The following is an 18,249-nucleotide window of genomic DNA, read 5'->3' on the forward strand; positions in this document are numbered from 1 at the left end:
GGCTTCACAAGCTAAAATACACATTCCAATGAAGAAATTTTTAATGCTGATCGCTGTTGCTTTTGCCTTTTCTTCCTGTCAGAAATCAAGCTTCAGAGAAGATGAACTATTGGCTAAAAGAAATGCACTCGAATCTGCGGCACCCAATCTGCTACTTTCATCAGTGATCCAAAAATCAACTTTCCTCTATCAAAATAAAGGGGGGATGGGCGCCAAAAACCTGGCCTGTACCATGCAGTACATGGAGGGTAACCGCAATAGTGACGACAATAACTATTTGAATTTCAGGTTACCCAATGAAAGTCTTTACGATTATACCTCGGTCATCAAATTTGTAAATGCTGCAATAATTGATGTCAACAAGAAAGGCTTAAAAAGTCATGAAGGGATTTTCAGAATATTTCAATCGCTATTGTGGTCCACCGTTAGTGATCTGTATGGCGACATCTACTACACCGAGGGTTTGCGTGGGCAGGACGCCATTCTTTTTCCAAAGTTTGATGATCAGCAAAACATATATCCGGCATTGATCCAGAATTTAAAGGATGCAGTTAAATTAATTAATGAAGGTACAGAGGTAGTAGACAATAGTTACGACGTCATGTACGCTGGTAATAAAGCCAGGTGGGTTAAGCTGGCCAATTCCCTGCAGTTAAGACTCATGATGCGTCAAAGCAACAAGATTTTGGACAAAACTGAATTGCAGGCCCTCGCTGCTTTGCCGCTGATTGCCGATGTGGTCGAAAACGCAGCCATTCCCTATATTGATGGTGATGGTTCTTTCGCCTCTCCAATGGGCAGAACAAATTCCGATCCGGCTACATCATTTCAGATTTTCAGGCCGAGTAAAACACTGGTTGACTCGCTAAAAGCTTTAAACGATGAACGCTTAAAAGTCTGGGTAGCACCTTTGGAAAGACCATGGGCTAATAAAATAGATTCCAACGACATCAAGAGAACCATTGTTCAAAAAGGATATACTTATGAATACAAATGGGATTACATCAATTTATCCAACACTAAAATTGCTGCCGTAGCACCTTTAATTGTAGATCAAATGACCCTTTACGCCGGTTACGCTGCTGGCGCATCTGTCAATGTACTGGTAGCGAACGGAAGCTATGATTTTCCAGACACCAGGTACAATTATAAGATTTCTAAGTTTTCTAAATTGTTTAATGAAAATGCAAATCCACTGTTAAAAGCCACCATTATGCAAGCTGATGAAGTCCAGTTTTTACTGGCCGAAGCTGCGGTAAAAGGCTGGATTACGGGAGATGCCAGAGCATATTATGAAAATGGTGTAAAACTAGCTATGAAAAGATGGGGAGAAACCACACCGGCCAATTATTTCGCCAACCCAGTTGCTGCATTTCCCGCAGTGAAAAATGAACAGCTCGCTAAAATCGGTTTGCAGAAATGGTTGGGCTTATTCTTGATGGGACTGGAATCTTATGCCGACTACAGAAGAACAAGGACACCTAATATAGAAGCCAACGGTGATCTTAATCCGCTTGTCAATCCATTTCCACTTCGATATAGATATCCGCAAACGGAGTTTAAAAATAATGCTGAAAATTATCAGATTGCCATCGGAAAACTCGATCGGGGCGATACGGAGTTTTCTAAAATGTGGTTAATTAAGTAAACTTTATTTTTTTTGAATGAATACGATGAGAATATTTGCTATACGATTTGCAGCTTTAATTTGTTTTTTACTTTTCAATACGCAACTGGTGCAATCGCAAACTGCGATTACACCAGCAACAGCGCTGGAACACTATCTAAATCATGTAGATTCCACTTACCGCTGGGAGCTAAAAGATACTTACCTGATTGATGACGTAACGGTTTACAGTGTATTGCTCACTTCACAGAAATGGAGGGAACATATCTGGACACATCAATTGAGTATTGTGGTGCCAAAAGAGACTAAATACGATGGTGCTTTATTGTTCATCACCGGAGGAAGCGTTAATAAAGAAGGACAACCAAATTGGAGCAGCCGTAATGACGAGTTGACAAAGAGCTTTTGTGTTATTGCAAAGCAGAATAAAGCAGTTGTTGCTGTGCTTAAACAAGTGCCAAATCAGCCCTTGTATAGTAATCTGACAGAAGATGCACTGATTTCTTATACTTTACACCAATATAAAAATGATGGCGATTATACCTGGCCCTTGTTGTTTCCCATGGTTAAATCAGCCAAACGGGCGATGGATGCCGTACAGGAATTTTCAAAAGAAAAATTGAATCATAACATCAGCCGTTTTGTGGTTTCCGGAGCATCCAAGCGCGGCTGGACAACATGGCTAACCGGAGCTAACGATCAAAGGGTAACAGCTATAGCTCCTATGGTGATTGACATGTTAAACATGCCGGTAAGTATTGATTACCAGGTTAAAGTCTGGAACGATTACAGCATCCAGATCCAGGACTACGTGAAACTTGGAATTGTTCAGGATATCAACAGTAAAAAAGGAAGCGATCTGGTTACCATGATAGATCCTTACGCGTACAGGAAAAAGCTAACCATACCAAAAATGATTTTCATGGGTACCAACGATGAGTATTGGCCAATCGACAACATCAAAAATTATTATGACAGCATTCCGGGACAAAATATGATCCATTATATCCCCAATGCAGGGCACAGCATGGGCGACAAAAAAGAAGCCATGCTTAATTTAAGTGCCTTTTTCGGTCTGACCATGTCAAACACAGCCTATCCGGTTTGTAACTGGAAAATATCGGAAAGCAAAAAGGGCCTTGGGTTGGAAATTCAGGCCACAAAAGCCAACCTGGTTGACGTCGTTATCTGGTCTGCCGATTCTCCGGATAAAGATTTTAGAAATGACGAATGGGTTTCAAAATCGCTGGGCATTAAACACAAAGGAAGGGTAAAGCTGACTGAAGAGTTTCCAGCTTCAGGTTATCGTGCCTTTTATGTAAACTTAAAATACCAGTACGACAATGGCGCAGCGTATACCGAAAGCACCCGGGTATTTATGACCGATGATAAAAAAGTATTGTAACACAATTGAACACAAATGAAACGATATCAAAAATTAAGTATGTTTTGTCTGCTCATGATACTGGCGATCAGCATAAAGGCACAAAATTACCGGAAACTGCAAAACATTGCTTATAGCCGGGATAGTGAAGAAAATAAGTTTGATGCTTATTTACCGGACAAGTACGAAAATGCGCAGGTTATTGTGTACCTGCATGGTAGCGGCTGGACCGGCGGTGATAAAAATGAACTGCCAGGTCCGCTTATTGAACAATTGGTGGCACAGCAATACATTGTGGTGTCGGCAAATTACCGCCTGATTAAGGATGGTAAAAACAGGTTTCCTACGCAAATGGAAGATGTGAAAAATTTGCTCGGTTTTTTATCAGCAAATGCCAAAAAATACAATTATGACGGTAAGCAATTTACCTTGATGGGGGGAAGTGCAGGCGGGCATCTGGCCATGCTTTTCGCTTATGGATACGATCCGGAAAAAAAGGTGAAAACGGTAATCGATTTTTGGGGACCTACAGATCTGACGGATCAAAAACTCCGCGCAGCAAATCCCGAAGCCAACGATAAAATTGTTAACCTGTTGGGCATCTCAGACCCAGCAGCAAAAATTGGTTTTGACGCAAGTCCTTATTACCGGCTGACCAAAAATACCGGGGTACCTACATTGATCTTTCATGGTGGTAAAGATCCATTGGTTGATGTGAGTCAGGCTGATAAATTGTACAAAAAATTAAAAGAGCTGGATGTTCCAGCCCAGTATGAATACTATCCCAATGAAAAACATGGTATGAAGGGTGCAGCAGCCATGGATGTCTTGGTTAAAACCCTGGCCTGGTTAAAAAAATACGATCAGCCAATAGCCCGCCTTCCAAAAAGCAAGAATGGATTTATTGTTGTTGCGCACCGGGGCAGCCATCTGGTTAAACCGGAAAATACCATTGCATCAATTGAAGATGCCATTAGTCTGGGCGCTGATTACGCTGAAATAGATTTAAGAACTACCAAAGATGGTCATTTGATCTTGAGTCACAATGAAACTGTAGACAGCAGAACCAATGGTAAAGGACGTGTTCAGGACCTGACCTGGGCAGAACTTGCAAAACTCCAGGTCAAAAGTAGGGACGGTAAAATTCATCGCATCCCGGATTTTGCCGAGGCCTTAAACGCGAGCAAAGGTAAAATCAACATTTACCTTGATTTTAAAGATGCAGACCCAGCCCGGGCTTATGAACAGATCAAAGCTGCAGGAATGGAAAACAATGTGCTGGTTTACCTGAATAAGGCAAATCATTATGCCGATTGGCGAAAAATTGCACCAATGATGCCATTGATGAGTGGATTGCCGGAGTATGTGAAAACGAGGGAGGATTTGCTGGAATTTGGAAAAAAAATGAGTTTGCAGGCTGTAGATAATGCAACTGATCCTACTTTAATGACCGCTTTGCGGGAAGCCGGTATAGCAGTTTTTTTAGATGCACAAAGTGCTGATGAAAATCCGGTTAAATGGCTTAAAATTATCAATACAGGCGTTCAGGGAATGCAAACGGATCATCCGGAAGCTTTGATTCAATACCTGAATGCACAAAAACTTCGCGATGGCGTAAGTACATGGCCAGTCAAATAAAGTATAGCAAAGCGCCTGATCCCATTTGCCAGGATACAGGCGCTTTGCTCAGCTATCAGTCTGGTTTTTTAGATGGTCTTGGGCATGGTTAAAGTGCCCAGATATTGACTGTTACTTCTTCTTTTGCGATTTTCAGCAACAAATGCCAGGTATACATGCAGCGTTTTCCCTAAACAACGGGGATCCATTTTCAATACATCCGTTAGCTTTCCGCTCTTTACACCGGCAGTCTCAAAATACGCATTTTCATTATCAACATCATAAGCCATCAACATGCAGCGGTCATCGTAAGCATGACTGGCTACTTTTTCCCAGCTAAAGCGAATGGAGGTAGGGGATTCAACTGCTGCGGCATGCGCTGCTGTTTGTTCCATATCGCCAAAGCTAACCAGGGCCAGGCTTGGGTCTATCTCAAATACTTCGCCAACTAACTTGATGCTGTGTTTCGAGTTGTAAGATTTTGCTGCTGTAAAACCTTGATATGTAGTTGTATAGTCCTGAAAACCTACTCTTAAGAAAGCAGTAAGGGGTTGTAGCCAGGCTTGCGAGCAAGCGAATTTCTGGCGATTTAACAATTCAGCTGGTGTTGCTGCTTTTGTCCGCTGTCTGGGTAAACTACGGGAATATCCGATTCCATTAATTTCAAAGCCAACTACTGTACCTAACTTACCAATGTAGTTGCCCAGTATTCCATTTTTTTGACGTGCCATACTATTTTTTATATAATTATACTAGCCTTAATATATAAAAAATTTAACAATAAATGAAATTATACGGGTAGATAATGGGGAAGTAATAGGGCGTATCCAGGGATTTATCCTTGTTCTACCCCTGTTATGTCCCTGTTATGTCCCTGTTGCTTCCATGTTAATCTAAAAGAAAATTTTTACCTGGTTCGGTTCTGAACAGGTGTTAGCAGGAGTATTAATAAAGGGTAAGTAGAACTGCTAAAATACTGCTCACTTGTGTAATGTGATTTTTTATAAATCTTAAGGCGAGCAGCATATGTTTTTTTACGGTTTCAGTGGCAATATTCATTTCAATTGCGATTTCCCGGTGTTTCATCCGATTCATATAGCCCAGCATATAGACTTTTTTTTGCTGGCCTGGGAGCAATTCAATTGCTGCATCGATCATTCCGCCGTAGTCTATTGGGTCAGTTTCAATTTCCTGATGGTCGTCACGGGCTTGAAACGTATCAAGCCAGGTTTTTTCCCGCTTCCTTTCTCTGGCGATTCGCTTCAGACAATTGAAGGCATGGTTTCTGGCGACTACCAGCAGATAGGATTTAAAAGATTCGACCTGGCCAAGCGCGGCCCTGTTGGTCCATATTTTCATAAATACATCCTGCACAATCTCCTGAACCAGTTCTTCAGATTCAGTAATGCTCAGAATGTATCCCGCTATAGTGTTGCTATAAGTTTTTAAAAGTTGTGCAAAAGCTTTTTCATCACCTTGTGCTACTTTTAAAAGTAGCTCGTTGATATTGTGTGCTGATTGAATGCTCATATTTTTTTCAAACACTTAGCGTGAATCTGATAGCAAAAATAAAACAATTATGTGGCTTTAATGTGCTTCAAAGCCTTGTTTTGCATTAAGTTTGTGTCAACAAATGATGTGTTTTATGTAACCAGATTTGAGATTTTTTTGCGGGCTGCCTGGAGATTTGTAATTTTAATCAAAAAGAAAGCGGTACGGATGGAAAGTAGTATGTTTAACACACCATGAAGAATAATATGAATTTAAGGAGTTCACTTATCCTGATTGTCTTACTTGCATTTAATTTGCTTGTCGCAGGCTGTAATAAGGACCGGGGAGTTTTATACAAAAGGACAAAAGAAGGTAAAACAATCGAGCTTGGTTTGGTGATCCCCGAAATTGGCAGCAAACGGAATGATACGTTAAACATGGCATTGTATCCCAATGCACGTTGGTTTTTCATGGATTTAGGCCTATTACAAAATAAGCATAACCTGAATTTAATAAAGAAAGCAATTCAGGAAGATTTACCGGTTCGGGCTAAAGTATTTGAAGACAATTCATCCGAAATTGCTGAGATTTATCCGGCAAGCCAGACCGAGATTGATCAGTATCGTAAATCAAAAGTCAAATAGAACTAGTCGCTAAAAATCGTTAGCTTTGGTCACCTATGTTAAAGATTATGATCATTAAAGCAACACGTTACCGCCAACTCTTCTTTTTAGCACTTGCCATATGCTCCTCAAACCTGCTTTTTGCACAAGTGGATAACCAGGAATGGAAACAGGCCAGTGCCTCCAGTGAGGCTTACAGTAAAAGCCGAAGAAAAAATACCGTACCACCTTATGGTCTGGTAAAAGTAAAGGCTATGATTGCCGGTACAAAGTCATCAGGGGGCGACAATGACGTTTATTTCACCGTAATGAGTCCAAAAAATTATCAAAGTCTGTCGCTCCGGGAGAAATTTACTTACCACATGATCCATGCAGAAGTGGAGAGCCAGAATTGTGATGTTTCTGCGCCGATATTGGACGAAGATCTTAAGGTATTTGGTACTTTACCTGATGCATTTGATGAGAAAAGCTGGAGTGAGCGGCAGCTTAACTTTTTAATCAGTAACCGCGATTCTGTGCTTGCGCTGATTTCAGAGTCGGTAAACAGAAGTAAAAGGGTTGGACTGAATTATAAAATAGCGATTGAACACGTCAATGGATGGGAAATCATTCCGCTGCTGATCAGGACTTATAAAATCGACCGCAAGGATCATGATATACTCACTGTCCTGATACAACTCATGAAGAAGAACGATTATCAGCCTTTTATGACTTCTGCTTCTTATGTGAAACTTTATGGTGCCAAAAGCACAGACCGGAGCTTCATTGATTTTAACCAGGCCAATGAAGATTTGATCCTCAGCAGGGCAGAAGCTTTTTACAATGGCCGTAAAAAATAAGTTGTTGTGCGTGTTGCTGTTGTATACATCGGGCCTTGCAGCCCGGCAGGCAAATCCCCGGTCCGACACTGGTTTTGTTCACATTCCTGCCGGGGTGTACTGGCTTGGTGGCCGGGAGCACCAGCTTAATCCATTGAGGAAAGTTGAAATAGCTGGTTTTGACCTGGCTGCCACCGAACTGACCAACCGTTTATTTGAAAGGTTTGTGCTGGCTACAAAATATACAACAGATGCCGAACGTTTCAAAAACGCAATGGTTTTTGAACCCGGACTTGCTGAGTTTCGCTGGTTGAGCGACAGTACCGCTTATTGGCGGTTCCCAAACGGGAAAAGCAGGGGTGGAATTGAAGCGAAAATGGATCATCCTGTAACCTGCATCAGTTATAAAGATGCAGAAGCCTATTGCAAATGGGCAAAGGTAAGATTACCCACATTCGATGAATGGGAAATTGCTTCTCGTGCCGGTGCCAAAACGACTTATTTCTGGGGTGAAGATATGGAGCAGATTGGCCAGTATGCCAACATCTGGTATGGAGGGGATCATCTCAAGGCAGATTTGTCTGATGGCTATGTGTATACATCTCCGGTAGGGAGTTTTAAACCCAATGGTTTTGGGTTGTATGATGTTTACGGCAATGTATTTGAATTTTGTACTGGAGTTTTGAAAACAGATCCTAAAAATAGAAAGATTGCCCATGCCAGAGGTGGTTCCTGGTGGTGTAGTAACCATGCCTGCGGATTTTTTAATTCACTGGATATTGGCAGGGTAAATCCGCAGGCTTCTTTTAGCAACCAGGGATTTAGAGTGGTAAAAATCCCTGTACAACATTAGCCAGGTCATTTTTTTTCTGTTGCGCCAGATGCTTCGTATTTAGTCACTGAAGGCCCCAAGTCAAAAACTTCCTGATTAGGCAATAGATTTTTGATGATGCTGCTGCCAGCTGCTGAACGATAACCTGAGGCACAATGTACCAAAATCGGTTTATTTGTGGGTAGCTCTGAAATGCGGTTGCTTAAATCCTGTAGGGGAATATTGATGGCGCGTTTAAAAATCGGATTTTCTTTTGCCTCTTTTTCTGTCCTGACATCAATAATGGTATACTGGCTATTGCCGGGCTTGAATGTACTTAAGTCAAAAACATTAAATTGGGTACCTGTTAAGGCATTGTAAATAAAGACAGCCTTGATGTTTAACTCATAGCCTATTTTGGCTGCCTTTTTAATCAGTTGTGTTAAGTTCTGTTCATTTTCTGCAACCAGGTAAAATGTCAGATCAGGAGCAACTACACTACCCAGCCAGGTTTCAAACCTTTCTGAAATTTGGATATTGATTGCACCATTAAGATAGGATTTTTTAAATACTGCCGCTGATCGGCCATCGACAATTAGTGAGCCGGCCTCGGGCTGAAAGTTGTTATTTAGCCTTTTAACTTTCTCAATGCTCAGGCCAACAGACGGAGCCCCTTTGATGTTCAGCTGTACGTCGTAAGGGAAATACTTGGGAATAAAGGGGAGATCGCCCAATAAAATTTTGATGAACTCGGCTTTGTTTTTTGTTTGAAAGGCATAATTATTTGATTTTTCGGTGCCTATGGTTGAGCTGGCGGCATCACGGATTTGTTTACCACACAATGAGCCTGCACCATGGGCGGGATACACGATCACATCATCTGCTAATTTCCCAAATTGGTCATGTATCGTATGGTACATCATGTCGGCCAGTTTATATCTCTGGGCTTGTGTATTTTTCGAATATTCCCTTAAGTCCGGACGTCCTACATCCCCAATAAGCAGGGCATCGCCAGAAAATACAGCCATGTCTTTTCCTTCTTCCTGCAACAGGACAGCAATATGATCTGGAGCATGACCCGGTGTATATAAAGATTTCAAAGTGATTTTGTCTGATAACTTAATGGTTTTTCCTTCATCAAATGGAGAGAAAAGATAAGCTGGCTTAGTCAAGCTGCCGGTATATATACTCGCATTTGTAGTCCGGTGGATTTCCAGGTGAGCACTGACGAAATCTGCATGTGGATGTGTTTCAATCACACCAACAATTTCTGCCAGTTTCGATTTGGCAAAATCATAATAAATCTGCGGATCCCGTTGGGGATCAACCAGGATAATCTTACCCCCGGCCAGAATTGCGTAAGAAAAGTGTGCCAGACCAGGATCTTTGAATTGCTGGACATGCCAGTTCTTTGACTGACCGGCAAATCCGCTGAATACATGAGCTGGCGTAAATAAAGCCAGGGTACTAAAGGAAGCCATATGGCTTATGAATCTTCTTCGTTTCATGATGCAATTATTGAATTACAAAATTAATCTTGTCTACACCCGTGTTTCCAGTTTTTCTGTCAATAGCGTAAATTGTAAGCTCATAATTGCCTGCCGATTTTATTTTGATTTTGCCCTCAAAAATATTGGTGTGGCCAGTTAAGCCAAGTGGGGCCGTTTGCAATAGTACACCTTCTTTTTTAACAATTGCCTGAATGTCTATGTCATCAGAATTCCATACTCCGGCTTTAGAAATGGGGCAACCACACATCAATGTAAGGCTGGCTCTGAATTTGAGCTCTGCATTTTTCAGGGTGTCTGACTTGATCACTTCATGTGTGTTTGGATACAATACATCAAGAATTAACCCTGGTATTTCGACCACGATCCCGTCGCCGGTGATGTCTTTACCGGGAATCAGCCAGGTTTGCGTACTGGCTTTAACTGCTGCATTTTTTCGGTTTACAGGTGCCAGAACTTCAATGTCTACAAAGGTAGGTTCGGCAATTGACAGGTTGGCCTCAAATTTTGCAGTCGTACTATCGGTTATGGATTGCCATCGGGACACTGGCTTTTTCATGATCAGATCTGTATTACCCGAGGCGCCGGATGTCAAACCTTTAGCCAGTATTTCACCGGTCAGGTGGTTTTTTACAATAATGTAGGCACCACCGATTCCGGTTCCAATAAATTTGGCGTCTTTGGCTTTTGCCCTGATGATTAGCCTGGTAGATTGTGCCTGGGCACCGGTCATACCAATGATCAGGAACAGATATGTTATTGTTTTCTTCAGCATATTGATTTTTTTAATGATTCTGAGCTATTTTTTATCTGGATGTTTGTTGGTTTAACGCTGCCCGGTTGTATTTAATCGGATAATTTTTCTCTACTTTGTCGAGCACTACATAAATCGAATCTTTGTTTTCATTAAGACCGGAGATGATGATTCTTGATTTGGTCGGTCTGCTATAGGTCCATACCAGCGAGTCTGCGGCTTGCTTTTTTAAATTTTCTTTTTTGAGTTTAGCCTTATCTGTTTTCTTGCCGCTATTGTCGTCGCCGTCTTGCAAAGCTGGTCTGTTTTTGTCTTTTAAAACCAATATCCCTTTAACGGTATCTGCTTGGTAATAAAGGAATTTACGTCCGCCCGCAATTCCCGCCAGTTCATAACTCCTGTCGATGTCTTTGGGATTTGGTGTGCCATTGGCCAATGAAATGGAAAAGGGTTTGTAGACTTTGTAAACCAGTGTACTCCATTTCTCAAGCACTACATTTTGCCAGCGTACAGAATCTATCGGAGAATAGGGGATTTCTTTATTGTTGAGTTTAAAAGTGCTGACGTTGTAATAGCCGGTTGCATTTGACAAGCCGGGATTTATAGGTTCTTTAAGTCGGCCATCGTGGTAGTGTACCTGGTATCTTAAAATACCAAACAGAATGGTAAAGGTGAATACCAGGATATATTTCGCCGAGTAAAAGGATCGCTTTTGCCATTTTGTTTTTAATGCAGGGTAATAATAGCTGACTATTACATTTTCTCTTTTAATGAGTAGTTTCCATAAATTAGGAACATACTGAATCAGAAGGAATAGAGATAATAACACGAAATAAGCACTGTAAACATGCACGCCGCCGTCATAAGCAAGGTTGGCATGGGCAATGTTATACAACACGCCTGCAACAAGTACCGCTCCTAAAGCCGTTGTTCCCCTGAAGAAGAGCAATATACCGGCAGCAATTTCTACGATACCCAATACAATTTCATACCATATGGACACCCCAACAATTTGCCAGTAAATTTTATAGGTATTGTAATCACCAAAATTGGTATCCAGATTGGAGATGGAGGGATCGGGCATCTGCATCGGGTATAATTTTAGAAAACCAAAAGCAATAATGCCGAGGGCAATGCGATAACGTACCAGCACACGAAGCCAGTAATATAGTTCATTGTACGACTTACGTTTACTTTTTAAGCTGATGAATGTCCATACGATGGCACCACCAAAAGCGATACCCAACGCAATTCCCCAGGTAACGAAAGAGTAAAATCCCCATCTGCCACTTTCACCTGCTATGCTGTAAAAGTTTGTCCGATAGCCGGTAAGCGTATTCAGGAATGTAAATAAGCTATTGGATGACCATAGTTTCTGGTACCAGGATAATTGGTAAGGAACGATTAAAATGATGAAAAACAGAAAAGCAATGCGAAACAGGAACTTTTCTAAGCTACTCCATTCGCCGCCGTTGTTTTGCGCAATGGAATCTGATGGGTTTGCTATGGGAAAGGTTGATAAAGTCATAATTCTTGTGGTGAAATGATGTTGATATTCAAGACGATAAATTTTAGATTTAATAAACCTGCACGGGTTTTCTGCGTCCTTTATGCAAGAGGTAAGTCTTGTCCAGTTTATCCAGTTCAATGTATAGACTATCTCCCTGCGCATTGCTGCCATTTAAAATAACAGTTGCCGGATCGGGCCGGGAGATTTTGAAGCGTTGTACATCCAGGGCCGCATTTTTATTGGATAGCGTGATGGTGCTGTCAATAAGGATATAACTGTAAAAGCTGCGGCCTCCATTGCCTTTAGACTCATAGGATCGCTGCTTATCTTCCTGGTAGGTTAAATCTGGCGAACTCAGGTCTATCGGAGCCGGATTATTGGTCTTCACACTCAATACGTTCCATTTTTCAAAAACAACGTCCTGCCATCTGCTGGTGTCTGTAAGCGAATAAGGAAGGACAGTTCCGTTGATTTTGAACGTTTTTACGTTGTATACGCCGTAGGCTTTGCTGAGGCCCGGTGTATCTGGATATGGCCAGTTGCTTTTTTTGAAACTACTGAAGGTTAGCAGACTAAAGGAGATCACGAACAATCCGAAGAGTGCTTTCAAAGTATACCTGATTTTTTTAGCGTGTTTAAAATGGAGCTCGGGCCTGAAGTGATCTGCCAGGGCTACTTTTTCCTTAACCAGTAATTCATAAAGTCTTGGAGCGTCGTAAGCAAGAATGAAGCTGGCGGCCAGAAGCAGATACAGACTGTAAACATGCTCACCCAATTGATAGGCGAAATTGACAATTACAATGTTGATTAGAAATGCGAAGGCAATACCTGCACCAATAACCGCTGTTCGTCTGCATAGTAACAATAGTCCTGCAATAATTTCTATTCCTCCCAGAGTTTGTTCATAATAGGCGCGTGCTACACCAGTCGATAAATAATATATTTTCCAGGGTAGGAAGTCACCGTAGGCCGTGTGTAAGTCACTTAAGGTGGCATCAGGTACCTGTACCGGAAACAGCTTGATCACTCCATAACCAATCAGGCCTAATGCCAGTCTGTAGCGTACAATTACCCGTAACCAATAATACAATTGCTCGTATTGCTGTGGTTTGTGCCGGTCCAGGTTTGTCCATATTAAAGCGCCTATGATGGCAATGACCAATGCCAATCCCCATCCGGCATAGGCAGCAATGCCCCAATAAGCAATGTTAATAAGTCTGGGTACGTCATTGGTAATTTGAAATAAATCCTGAAAGTGCAGGTTAAAAATATTTAAGGAGAACAACTTATCATAGTATTCCCAATGTAGTGGAATGGTGAGGAGCAGCATCAGGATGAAAACGATTCGGAACAGGAACAGTTGCTGTTTGTTCCAGTCATATACTGTGGTCAGTGGTGTTGGTTCAGTCATCACAATCTTTTTAAGATGAATAGCTTGTCCGGGACTAGTTGTATCCCGGATTTTGTTTTAAGTTGGTATCTATCAATAGCTGCGCATAGGGAATAGGTAACAATAATTTATTATTGTCTGTGATGCCCAGTACAGTTCCTGCTCTTCCTGTTCTCACAAGGTCATACCAACGGTGATTTTCTAGCGCAAATTCAACTCGGTTTTCATTTTCTATGGCCAGTAAAAGCTGATCTTTTGTTTTTGCGTCAGTAATACCAAGTCCGGCTCTGAACCTTACGGCATTTAAATCATCTGCAGATCCTGTTAGGTTTTCCTTTTCTGCACGAGCTTCTGCACGGATGAGGTAGAGTTCAGCCAGGCGGATCAGAAAGGCTGGATCTGTACCTGCTGTTCTATAATAAAGATTACCATAATACCTGGTTACGCCAGCACTGGTTACTGTTTGTATGAGTGTACTTCTGTTTCCACCTATAGCAGGGCTGGTCAGTAAAGTTACAATGGTGCTGGTAGGCGTGATCCAGCCTACACCACCATTGGTGCTCGGTTGCCAGTTGTATCCCTGGCTATTGGTCACATTGGTATTGTAGTAAAGTTCAAATACCGATTCACGGCTTGCTGTTACATTGTTGGCAAAAAATGCATTGTATGGTGCAATCAATGCGTAATTGCTGTCTCCAATTAGTTTACTTGCGTAAAACTCTGCATTTTGCCAGTCTTTTTGATATAACGATAAGCGGGCGTGCAAGGCAAAAGCTGTCTTTTGTGTCGCCCGGATTCTGTTGGTGGTAGCAGGTAGCAAACCCTCGGCCAATGTCAGGTCACTCAATACCTGTGCATAGGTCTCGGTCAAAGTACTTCTGCTTTTTTTAGTCTGGTCTGTCGGACTACCGGTGGGTGTTAAAATGAGCTGTACGCCACCCCAGGTTCTGGCCAGATCAAAATAGGCCAATGCCCTTAAAAAATAGGCTTCGCCAATCAGCTGATCTTTCAGTGCCTGATTAAAGGTAGCACTGACTGGCAGTCCCGGCACTTTGGCCAATACGTTGTTAGACCTGTTTATGACATTGTAAATGGCCCCCCAAGCTGTATTTAGCGCTGCCAGATCGGATACTACGGCGTGATTTGTTAGCTGCTGGTTGACTGTCTGCGATCCTACATATTGGATGTTATCGCCAGAAAAGAAACCCAGGGTCTGAAACGTATTGCCATAGTAGTCATTTGATTCCAGTGTATTATAAATACCTCTTACAGCGGTTTGTGCAGAGTTTCCATCTACAATTGTTTGTTCATCAGAAACGGCATCCCTTGGTTTAACCTCAAGAAATTTTTTGCAGGAAAAAAGCGTGCTTCCCAGTAGAATAGATAAGCCAAATATGGTGATTTTTGAAGTTTTCATCTGTTTATGAATTTTTTTAAGAAAAAATTATAGCGTAACATTTAGTCCGAACTGGAACCCGCGGGGCTGGGGCGGTGTGCCAAATGAGCCCAGGCCCTGTGCGTTTGGATTGGAGGTGACGCTGGACTCCGGATCGCCCGTGTATTTAGTCCATAATTTGAGGTTAGAGCCTGCAAAATATACCCTTACATTGGTTAAATTCACCTTTGACACCAGCGATTGTGGCAGGCTATAGCCAAAGGTCAATAGCTTTAATCTTAAAAAAGAGGCATCTTCAAGGTACCTTGAACTTTGGTCTATGGTATAATTTGTACCCACCGAGGTAAGTCTGGGAATGTCTGTAATGTCACCTTTCTTTTGCCATCTTTCCAGGGTTTTGGTATCTACAGAACCGCTGCTTGGATTCCTTTCTCTGAAATAGCGGTTTAAATTCAAGGCCTTGTTACCATATTGGAACGTAAACAGAAAGCCTAAGTCAAATCGTTTGTAGCTCAGTGTGTTATTTAGTCCGCCAAATACGGTAGGATAAGCATTACCCAGAATTTGCCGGTTGCTGGCACTCACAGTGCCATTGGAGGCCTGTCCTTCAAAAACCGGGGCACCGGTATCCGGGTTTACCGACAACTGGTTGTAAAGCCAGAAGGAGTTCATGGAATAACCTTCTTTCATGATTACCCAATCCCTGGTATACTGGGTAATTTGGGTCGGAAGCTTTTCGATCCGGTTTTTATTACCTGAAAAATTAAGACTGGTTTTCCAGGTAAAATCTTTGGTGATGATGTTAACGGTATTGATACCTACTTCAAATCCTTTATTACTCATCTCACCTTCATTTGCCCAATAAGTTGAAAATCCGGTTGATGAGGCAATAGGCATTTGCAACAATAGCCCACTGGTATATTTACTGTAATAATCAGCTGTTATTGAAATGCGGTCTTTTAGAAAGGCAACATCGATTCCGAAATCACTCTGAGTAGTTTTTTCCCACTTTAAGTTCGCGTTGCCAAGTTGAATAGGGCCAATTCCTGGCAAGGCACTGCCCGGAACATCGGCGTAACTGCTGCCGCCTGTCCACAAGCCCTGGGAAGCAAAGTTGTTGATCCCGGCTTGATTTCCTGTACTGCCATATGATCCGCGAAGTTTCAACTCACTCAACCAGCTCACATCTTTAAGAAAAGATTCCTGGGATATTTTCCATCCTGCAGAGAATGCAGGAAAATAGCCCCAATGATTGTTTGTTCCAAATTTTGAAGAGCCATCAGCTCTCACACTGGCACTCAGATAGTATTTACTTTGGTAATTGTAGTCGGCCCTGCCAAAAAATGAAGATAGGGTATATTTCGTCCAGGTTTGTCCGGATGTGCGTATGGAGGCCGAAGAAATGTTTTGGAAATTGTCATTGGCAAAACCTGAGCCTTCAGCAGAAGTCAACTTGTAAATATTGCTTTGCAGGGAATTACCAATCAGGAAGTTAAAATGGTGATCGTTAATGTTCTTTAGGTAAGTTAAAGTCTGCTCATTGGTCCAGGTGCTATTCTGCGTGATGGCCGAAGTCGCATTACCACCTACAGCTTTACCAATACTGGTTTGTGTATTCCAGTAAGCAGATTCATCAAAATGGTCGTAATCTAAACTGAAACTGGTTTTGAACTTTAGTCCGTCTATAATTTTAGCTTCTGCATAAATATTACCCAGATATCTTAAACTCACTGCGTTCACGTTGTAATTGTCAATAAGGATATAGACGTTATCAGCACCGCTAGAGGTACCATCATCAGCATATTTCGGGCTGTAAGTTGCAGTGCTCACAGCTGAATTCCAAAGACTCACCTGGGGTCCGTCTCCGGTTCTGGCCTGGTTTCTGAAGCTTCTGGATACGTTATTGTTCAATCCAAAAGTGACATAATTGCTTAGATTTTGGTCGAAATTGAATTTCAGATTTGCTCTTGAAAACGAAGGTACTTTAATGAGTGATTCTTGTGAAGTATAGCCTGCACCTACATAATATTTGGACTTTTCAGATCCGCCCTGGATGGAAAGGTTATAATCCTGTACTGGCCCTTTTTGCAGAATGTCATTGATCCGGTCATAGTTTTGCTGTTCCTCTGGCAGCCCTTTACCACCTTCTGATGCAGGTCTGAACGGCCTGTTTGCGAAAGTTTGGTTAAGCGCCGGGTTATCAATACCTGAATTAATCCAGTATTCGTTGGCTAAAGTAGCCAGGTCTGGTCCCGATGCTAATTTTGGTAGGGTAGAACGATCGGCCTGAACCCAGCCATTGGACAGATCGAACGAAATTTTCGGCTTGGTATTGTTGCTGCCACGTTTGGTGGTAATCAATACCACACCATTGGCTCCTCTGGAACCATATATCGCCGTTGCTGAAGCGTCTTTTAATATTTCAATACTTTCTATATCAGCGGGATTGATGTCTGAAAGTGGCGAGGTTGTGCGCCCACCCAGGTTAGTGGTTTGCAAACTTGTATTGTTCAGAAATATACCGTCAACTACATACAAGGGGTCGCTGCTCGAGTTGATTGAAGTTGTTCCGCGTACCCGTACAAAGATGCTTTCACCAGGCACGCCAGAGTTTGTACTGATCTGTACGCCGGCAGCTTTACCCTGCAGCTGTGCATCAAAACTGGCCACAGGAATCTTGTTGACTTCAGCGGCATTGATCTTGGAGATGGATCCGGTTATATCACCCTTTTTCTGTGTTCCGTAACCTACGATCAGGACATCGCCCAATTGCGCTTCTGCAGATTTCAATTCAATGGTTATCGGGCTGCCAGACACCTGGGTTTCAAATTTTTCGTATCCGATATAGCTCACTACAATGGTGTAAGGGAATTTTTGGCCGGTAATGAAGTTGAACTCACCATTGGTATTGGTGGCTACCACATGTGTGGTTCCGGTGATCTTAACCACAGCACCAGATATGGCCTGTTTGGTTTCGGCATCTATAACTTTACCAAATAGTTTGGAATTGATTAAGGGAACATTTGGGCGCTGAGAGAATGAGGTAAATGGCAATGAAATCAGCAGCAAAATGACAGCCGATTTTATGAAGTTGTATTTTTTTATTAGGCATACGTACTTCTGATGGAGAAAAATTCCCATATTTAGTTGGTTTTATAGTCATGAATATTGTTTGTAAAACTGCAGATGAGGATCAGTTCGTGATTGGCGTTACAGGCTGATCTGTCATCTTTATCACCGGCAAGGCTTCCTTGCCGGTGTCATTTTAAGTTTCATATGGAATGCTTAATCATTGTCTTAAATTAAAGGTTTAAGCAAAA

Annotated in this window: 14 protein-coding genes; 6 read left to right on the top strand and 8 right to left on the bottom strand. The window is 42.0% G+C overall.

The features are described from left to right. The first annotated feature begins 28 nt into the window (after positions 1–28). The 3 genes from IM797_RS16020 to IM797_RS16030 are packed head-to-tail and all read left to right on the top strand — an operon-like array spanning position 29 to position 4,649. Positions 29–1,648 (top strand): SusD/RagB family nutrient-binding outer membrane lipoprotein, encoded by a 1,620-nt coding sequence (locus tag IM797_RS16020; RefSeq protein WP_194128160.1) that lies wholly within the window; start codon positions 29–31, stop codon positions 1,646–1,648. Between the two features lie 25 nt (positions 1,649–1,673). Continuing rightward, positions 1,674–3,032 (top strand): PhoPQ-activated pathogenicity-related family protein, encoded by a 1,359-nt coding sequence (locus IM797_RS16025; protein WP_194128161.1) that lies wholly within the window; start codon positions 1,674–1,676, stop codon positions 3,030–3,032. Between the two features lie 15 nt (positions 3,033–3,047). Beyond that, positions 3,048–4,649 carry a glycerophosphodiester phosphodiesterase family protein gene (locus IM797_RS16030; RefSeq protein WP_194128162.1) on the top strand — a complete coding sequence of 534 codons (1,602 nt, stop codon included), beginning with the start codon at positions 3,048–3,050 and terminating at the stop codon, positions 4,647–4,649. 68 nt (positions 4,650–4,717) lie between these two features. On the opposite strand, the gene IM797_RS16035 is transcribed toward IM797_RS16030, so the two are convergent. Next, the gene (locus IM797_RS16035; protein ID WP_194128163.1) at positions 4,718–5,359 is read right to left on the bottom strand and encodes a DUF6266 family protein; all 642 of its coding nucleotides are present in this window, start codon (positions 5,357–5,359) and stop codon (positions 4,718–4,720) included. Between the two features lie 214 nt (positions 5,360–5,573). Continuing rightward, positions 5,574–6,158 carry a sigma-70 family RNA polymerase sigma factor gene (locus tag IM797_RS16040; protein WP_194128164.1) on the bottom strand — a complete coding sequence of 195 codons (585 nt, stop codon included), beginning with the start codon at positions 6,156–6,158 and terminating at the stop codon, positions 5,574–5,576. A gap of 215 nt (positions 6,159–6,373) precedes the next feature. On the opposite strand from IM797_RS16040, the gene IM797_RS16045 reads away from it, so the two are divergent. Genes IM797_RS16045 through IM797_RS16055 form a run of 3 tightly spaced genes read left to right on the top strand, consistent with a single transcriptional unit; the run spans position 6,374 to position 8,413 of the window. Further along, positions 6,374–6,763, top strand: a complete 390-nt coding sequence (locus IM797_RS16045; RefSeq protein ID WP_194128165.1) for a hypothetical protein — start codon at positions 6,374–6,376, stop codon at positions 6,761–6,763. Positions 6,764–6,798: 35 nt separating this feature from the next. Continuing rightward, the gene (locus IM797_RS16050; protein WP_194128166.1) at positions 6,799–7,581 is read left to right on the top strand and encodes a hypothetical protein; all 783 of its coding nucleotides are present in this window, start codon (positions 6,799–6,801) and stop codon (positions 7,579–7,581) included. Beyond that, on the top strand, positions 7,565–8,413 hold the full coding sequence (locus tag IM797_RS16055; protein ID WP_194128167.1) for an SUMF1/EgtB/PvdO family nonheme iron enzyme: 849 nt from the start codon (positions 7,565–7,567) through the stop codon (positions 8,411–8,413). Before IM797_RS16050 ends, IM797_RS16055 begins: the two co-directional genes overlap by 17 nt. A gap of 5 nt (positions 8,414–8,418) precedes the next feature. Here IM797_RS16055 and IM797_RS16060 read toward each other — a convergent pair whose 3' ends face one another. The 6 genes from IM797_RS16060 to IM797_RS16085 are packed head-to-tail and all read right to left on the bottom strand — an operon-like array spanning position 8,419 to position 18,070. After that, positions 8,419–9,879, bottom strand: coding sequence for a rhodanese-like domain-containing protein (locus IM797_RS16060; protein WP_194128168.1), 1,461 nt, complete (start codon positions 9,877–9,879; stop codon positions 8,419–8,421). Between the two features lie 7 nt (positions 9,880–9,886). Then, the gene (locus IM797_RS16065; RefSeq protein ID WP_194128169.1) at positions 9,887–10,654 is read right to left on the bottom strand and encodes a hypothetical protein; all 768 of its coding nucleotides are present in this window, start codon (positions 10,652–10,654) and stop codon (positions 9,887–9,889) included. A 31-nt stretch (positions 10,655–10,685) separates the two neighbouring features. Further along, positions 10,686–12,161 carry a hypothetical protein gene (locus IM797_RS16070; protein ID WP_194128170.1) on the bottom strand — a complete coding sequence of 492 codons (1,476 nt, stop codon included), beginning with the start codon at positions 12,159–12,161 and terminating at the stop codon, positions 10,686–10,688. 49 nt (positions 12,162–12,210) lie between these two features. Next, on the bottom strand, positions 12,211–13,554 hold the full coding sequence (locus tag IM797_RS16075; protein WP_194128171.1) for a DoxX family protein: 1,344 nt from the start codon (positions 13,552–13,554) through the stop codon (positions 12,211–12,213). A 34-nt stretch (positions 13,555–13,588) separates the two neighbouring features. Beyond that, positions 13,589–14,950, bottom strand: a complete 1,362-nt coding sequence (locus IM797_RS16080) for a RagB/SusD family nutrient uptake outer membrane protein (RefSeq protein WP_194128172.1) — start codon at positions 14,948–14,950, stop codon at positions 13,589–13,591. A gap of 27 nt (positions 14,951–14,977) precedes the next feature. Beyond that, positions 14,978–18,070, bottom strand: coding sequence for a TonB-dependent receptor (locus tag IM797_RS16085; protein WP_194128173.1), 3,093 nt, complete (start codon positions 18,068–18,070; stop codon positions 14,978–14,980). Positions 18,071–18,249: the final 179 nt, after the last annotated feature.

The sequence above is a fragment of the Pedobacter sp. MC2016-24 genome (genome assembly GCF_015223055.1).
In the GTDB taxonomy this organism is placed as follows: domain Bacteria; phylum Bacteroidota; class Bacteroidia; order Sphingobacteriales; family Sphingobacteriaceae; genus Pedobacter.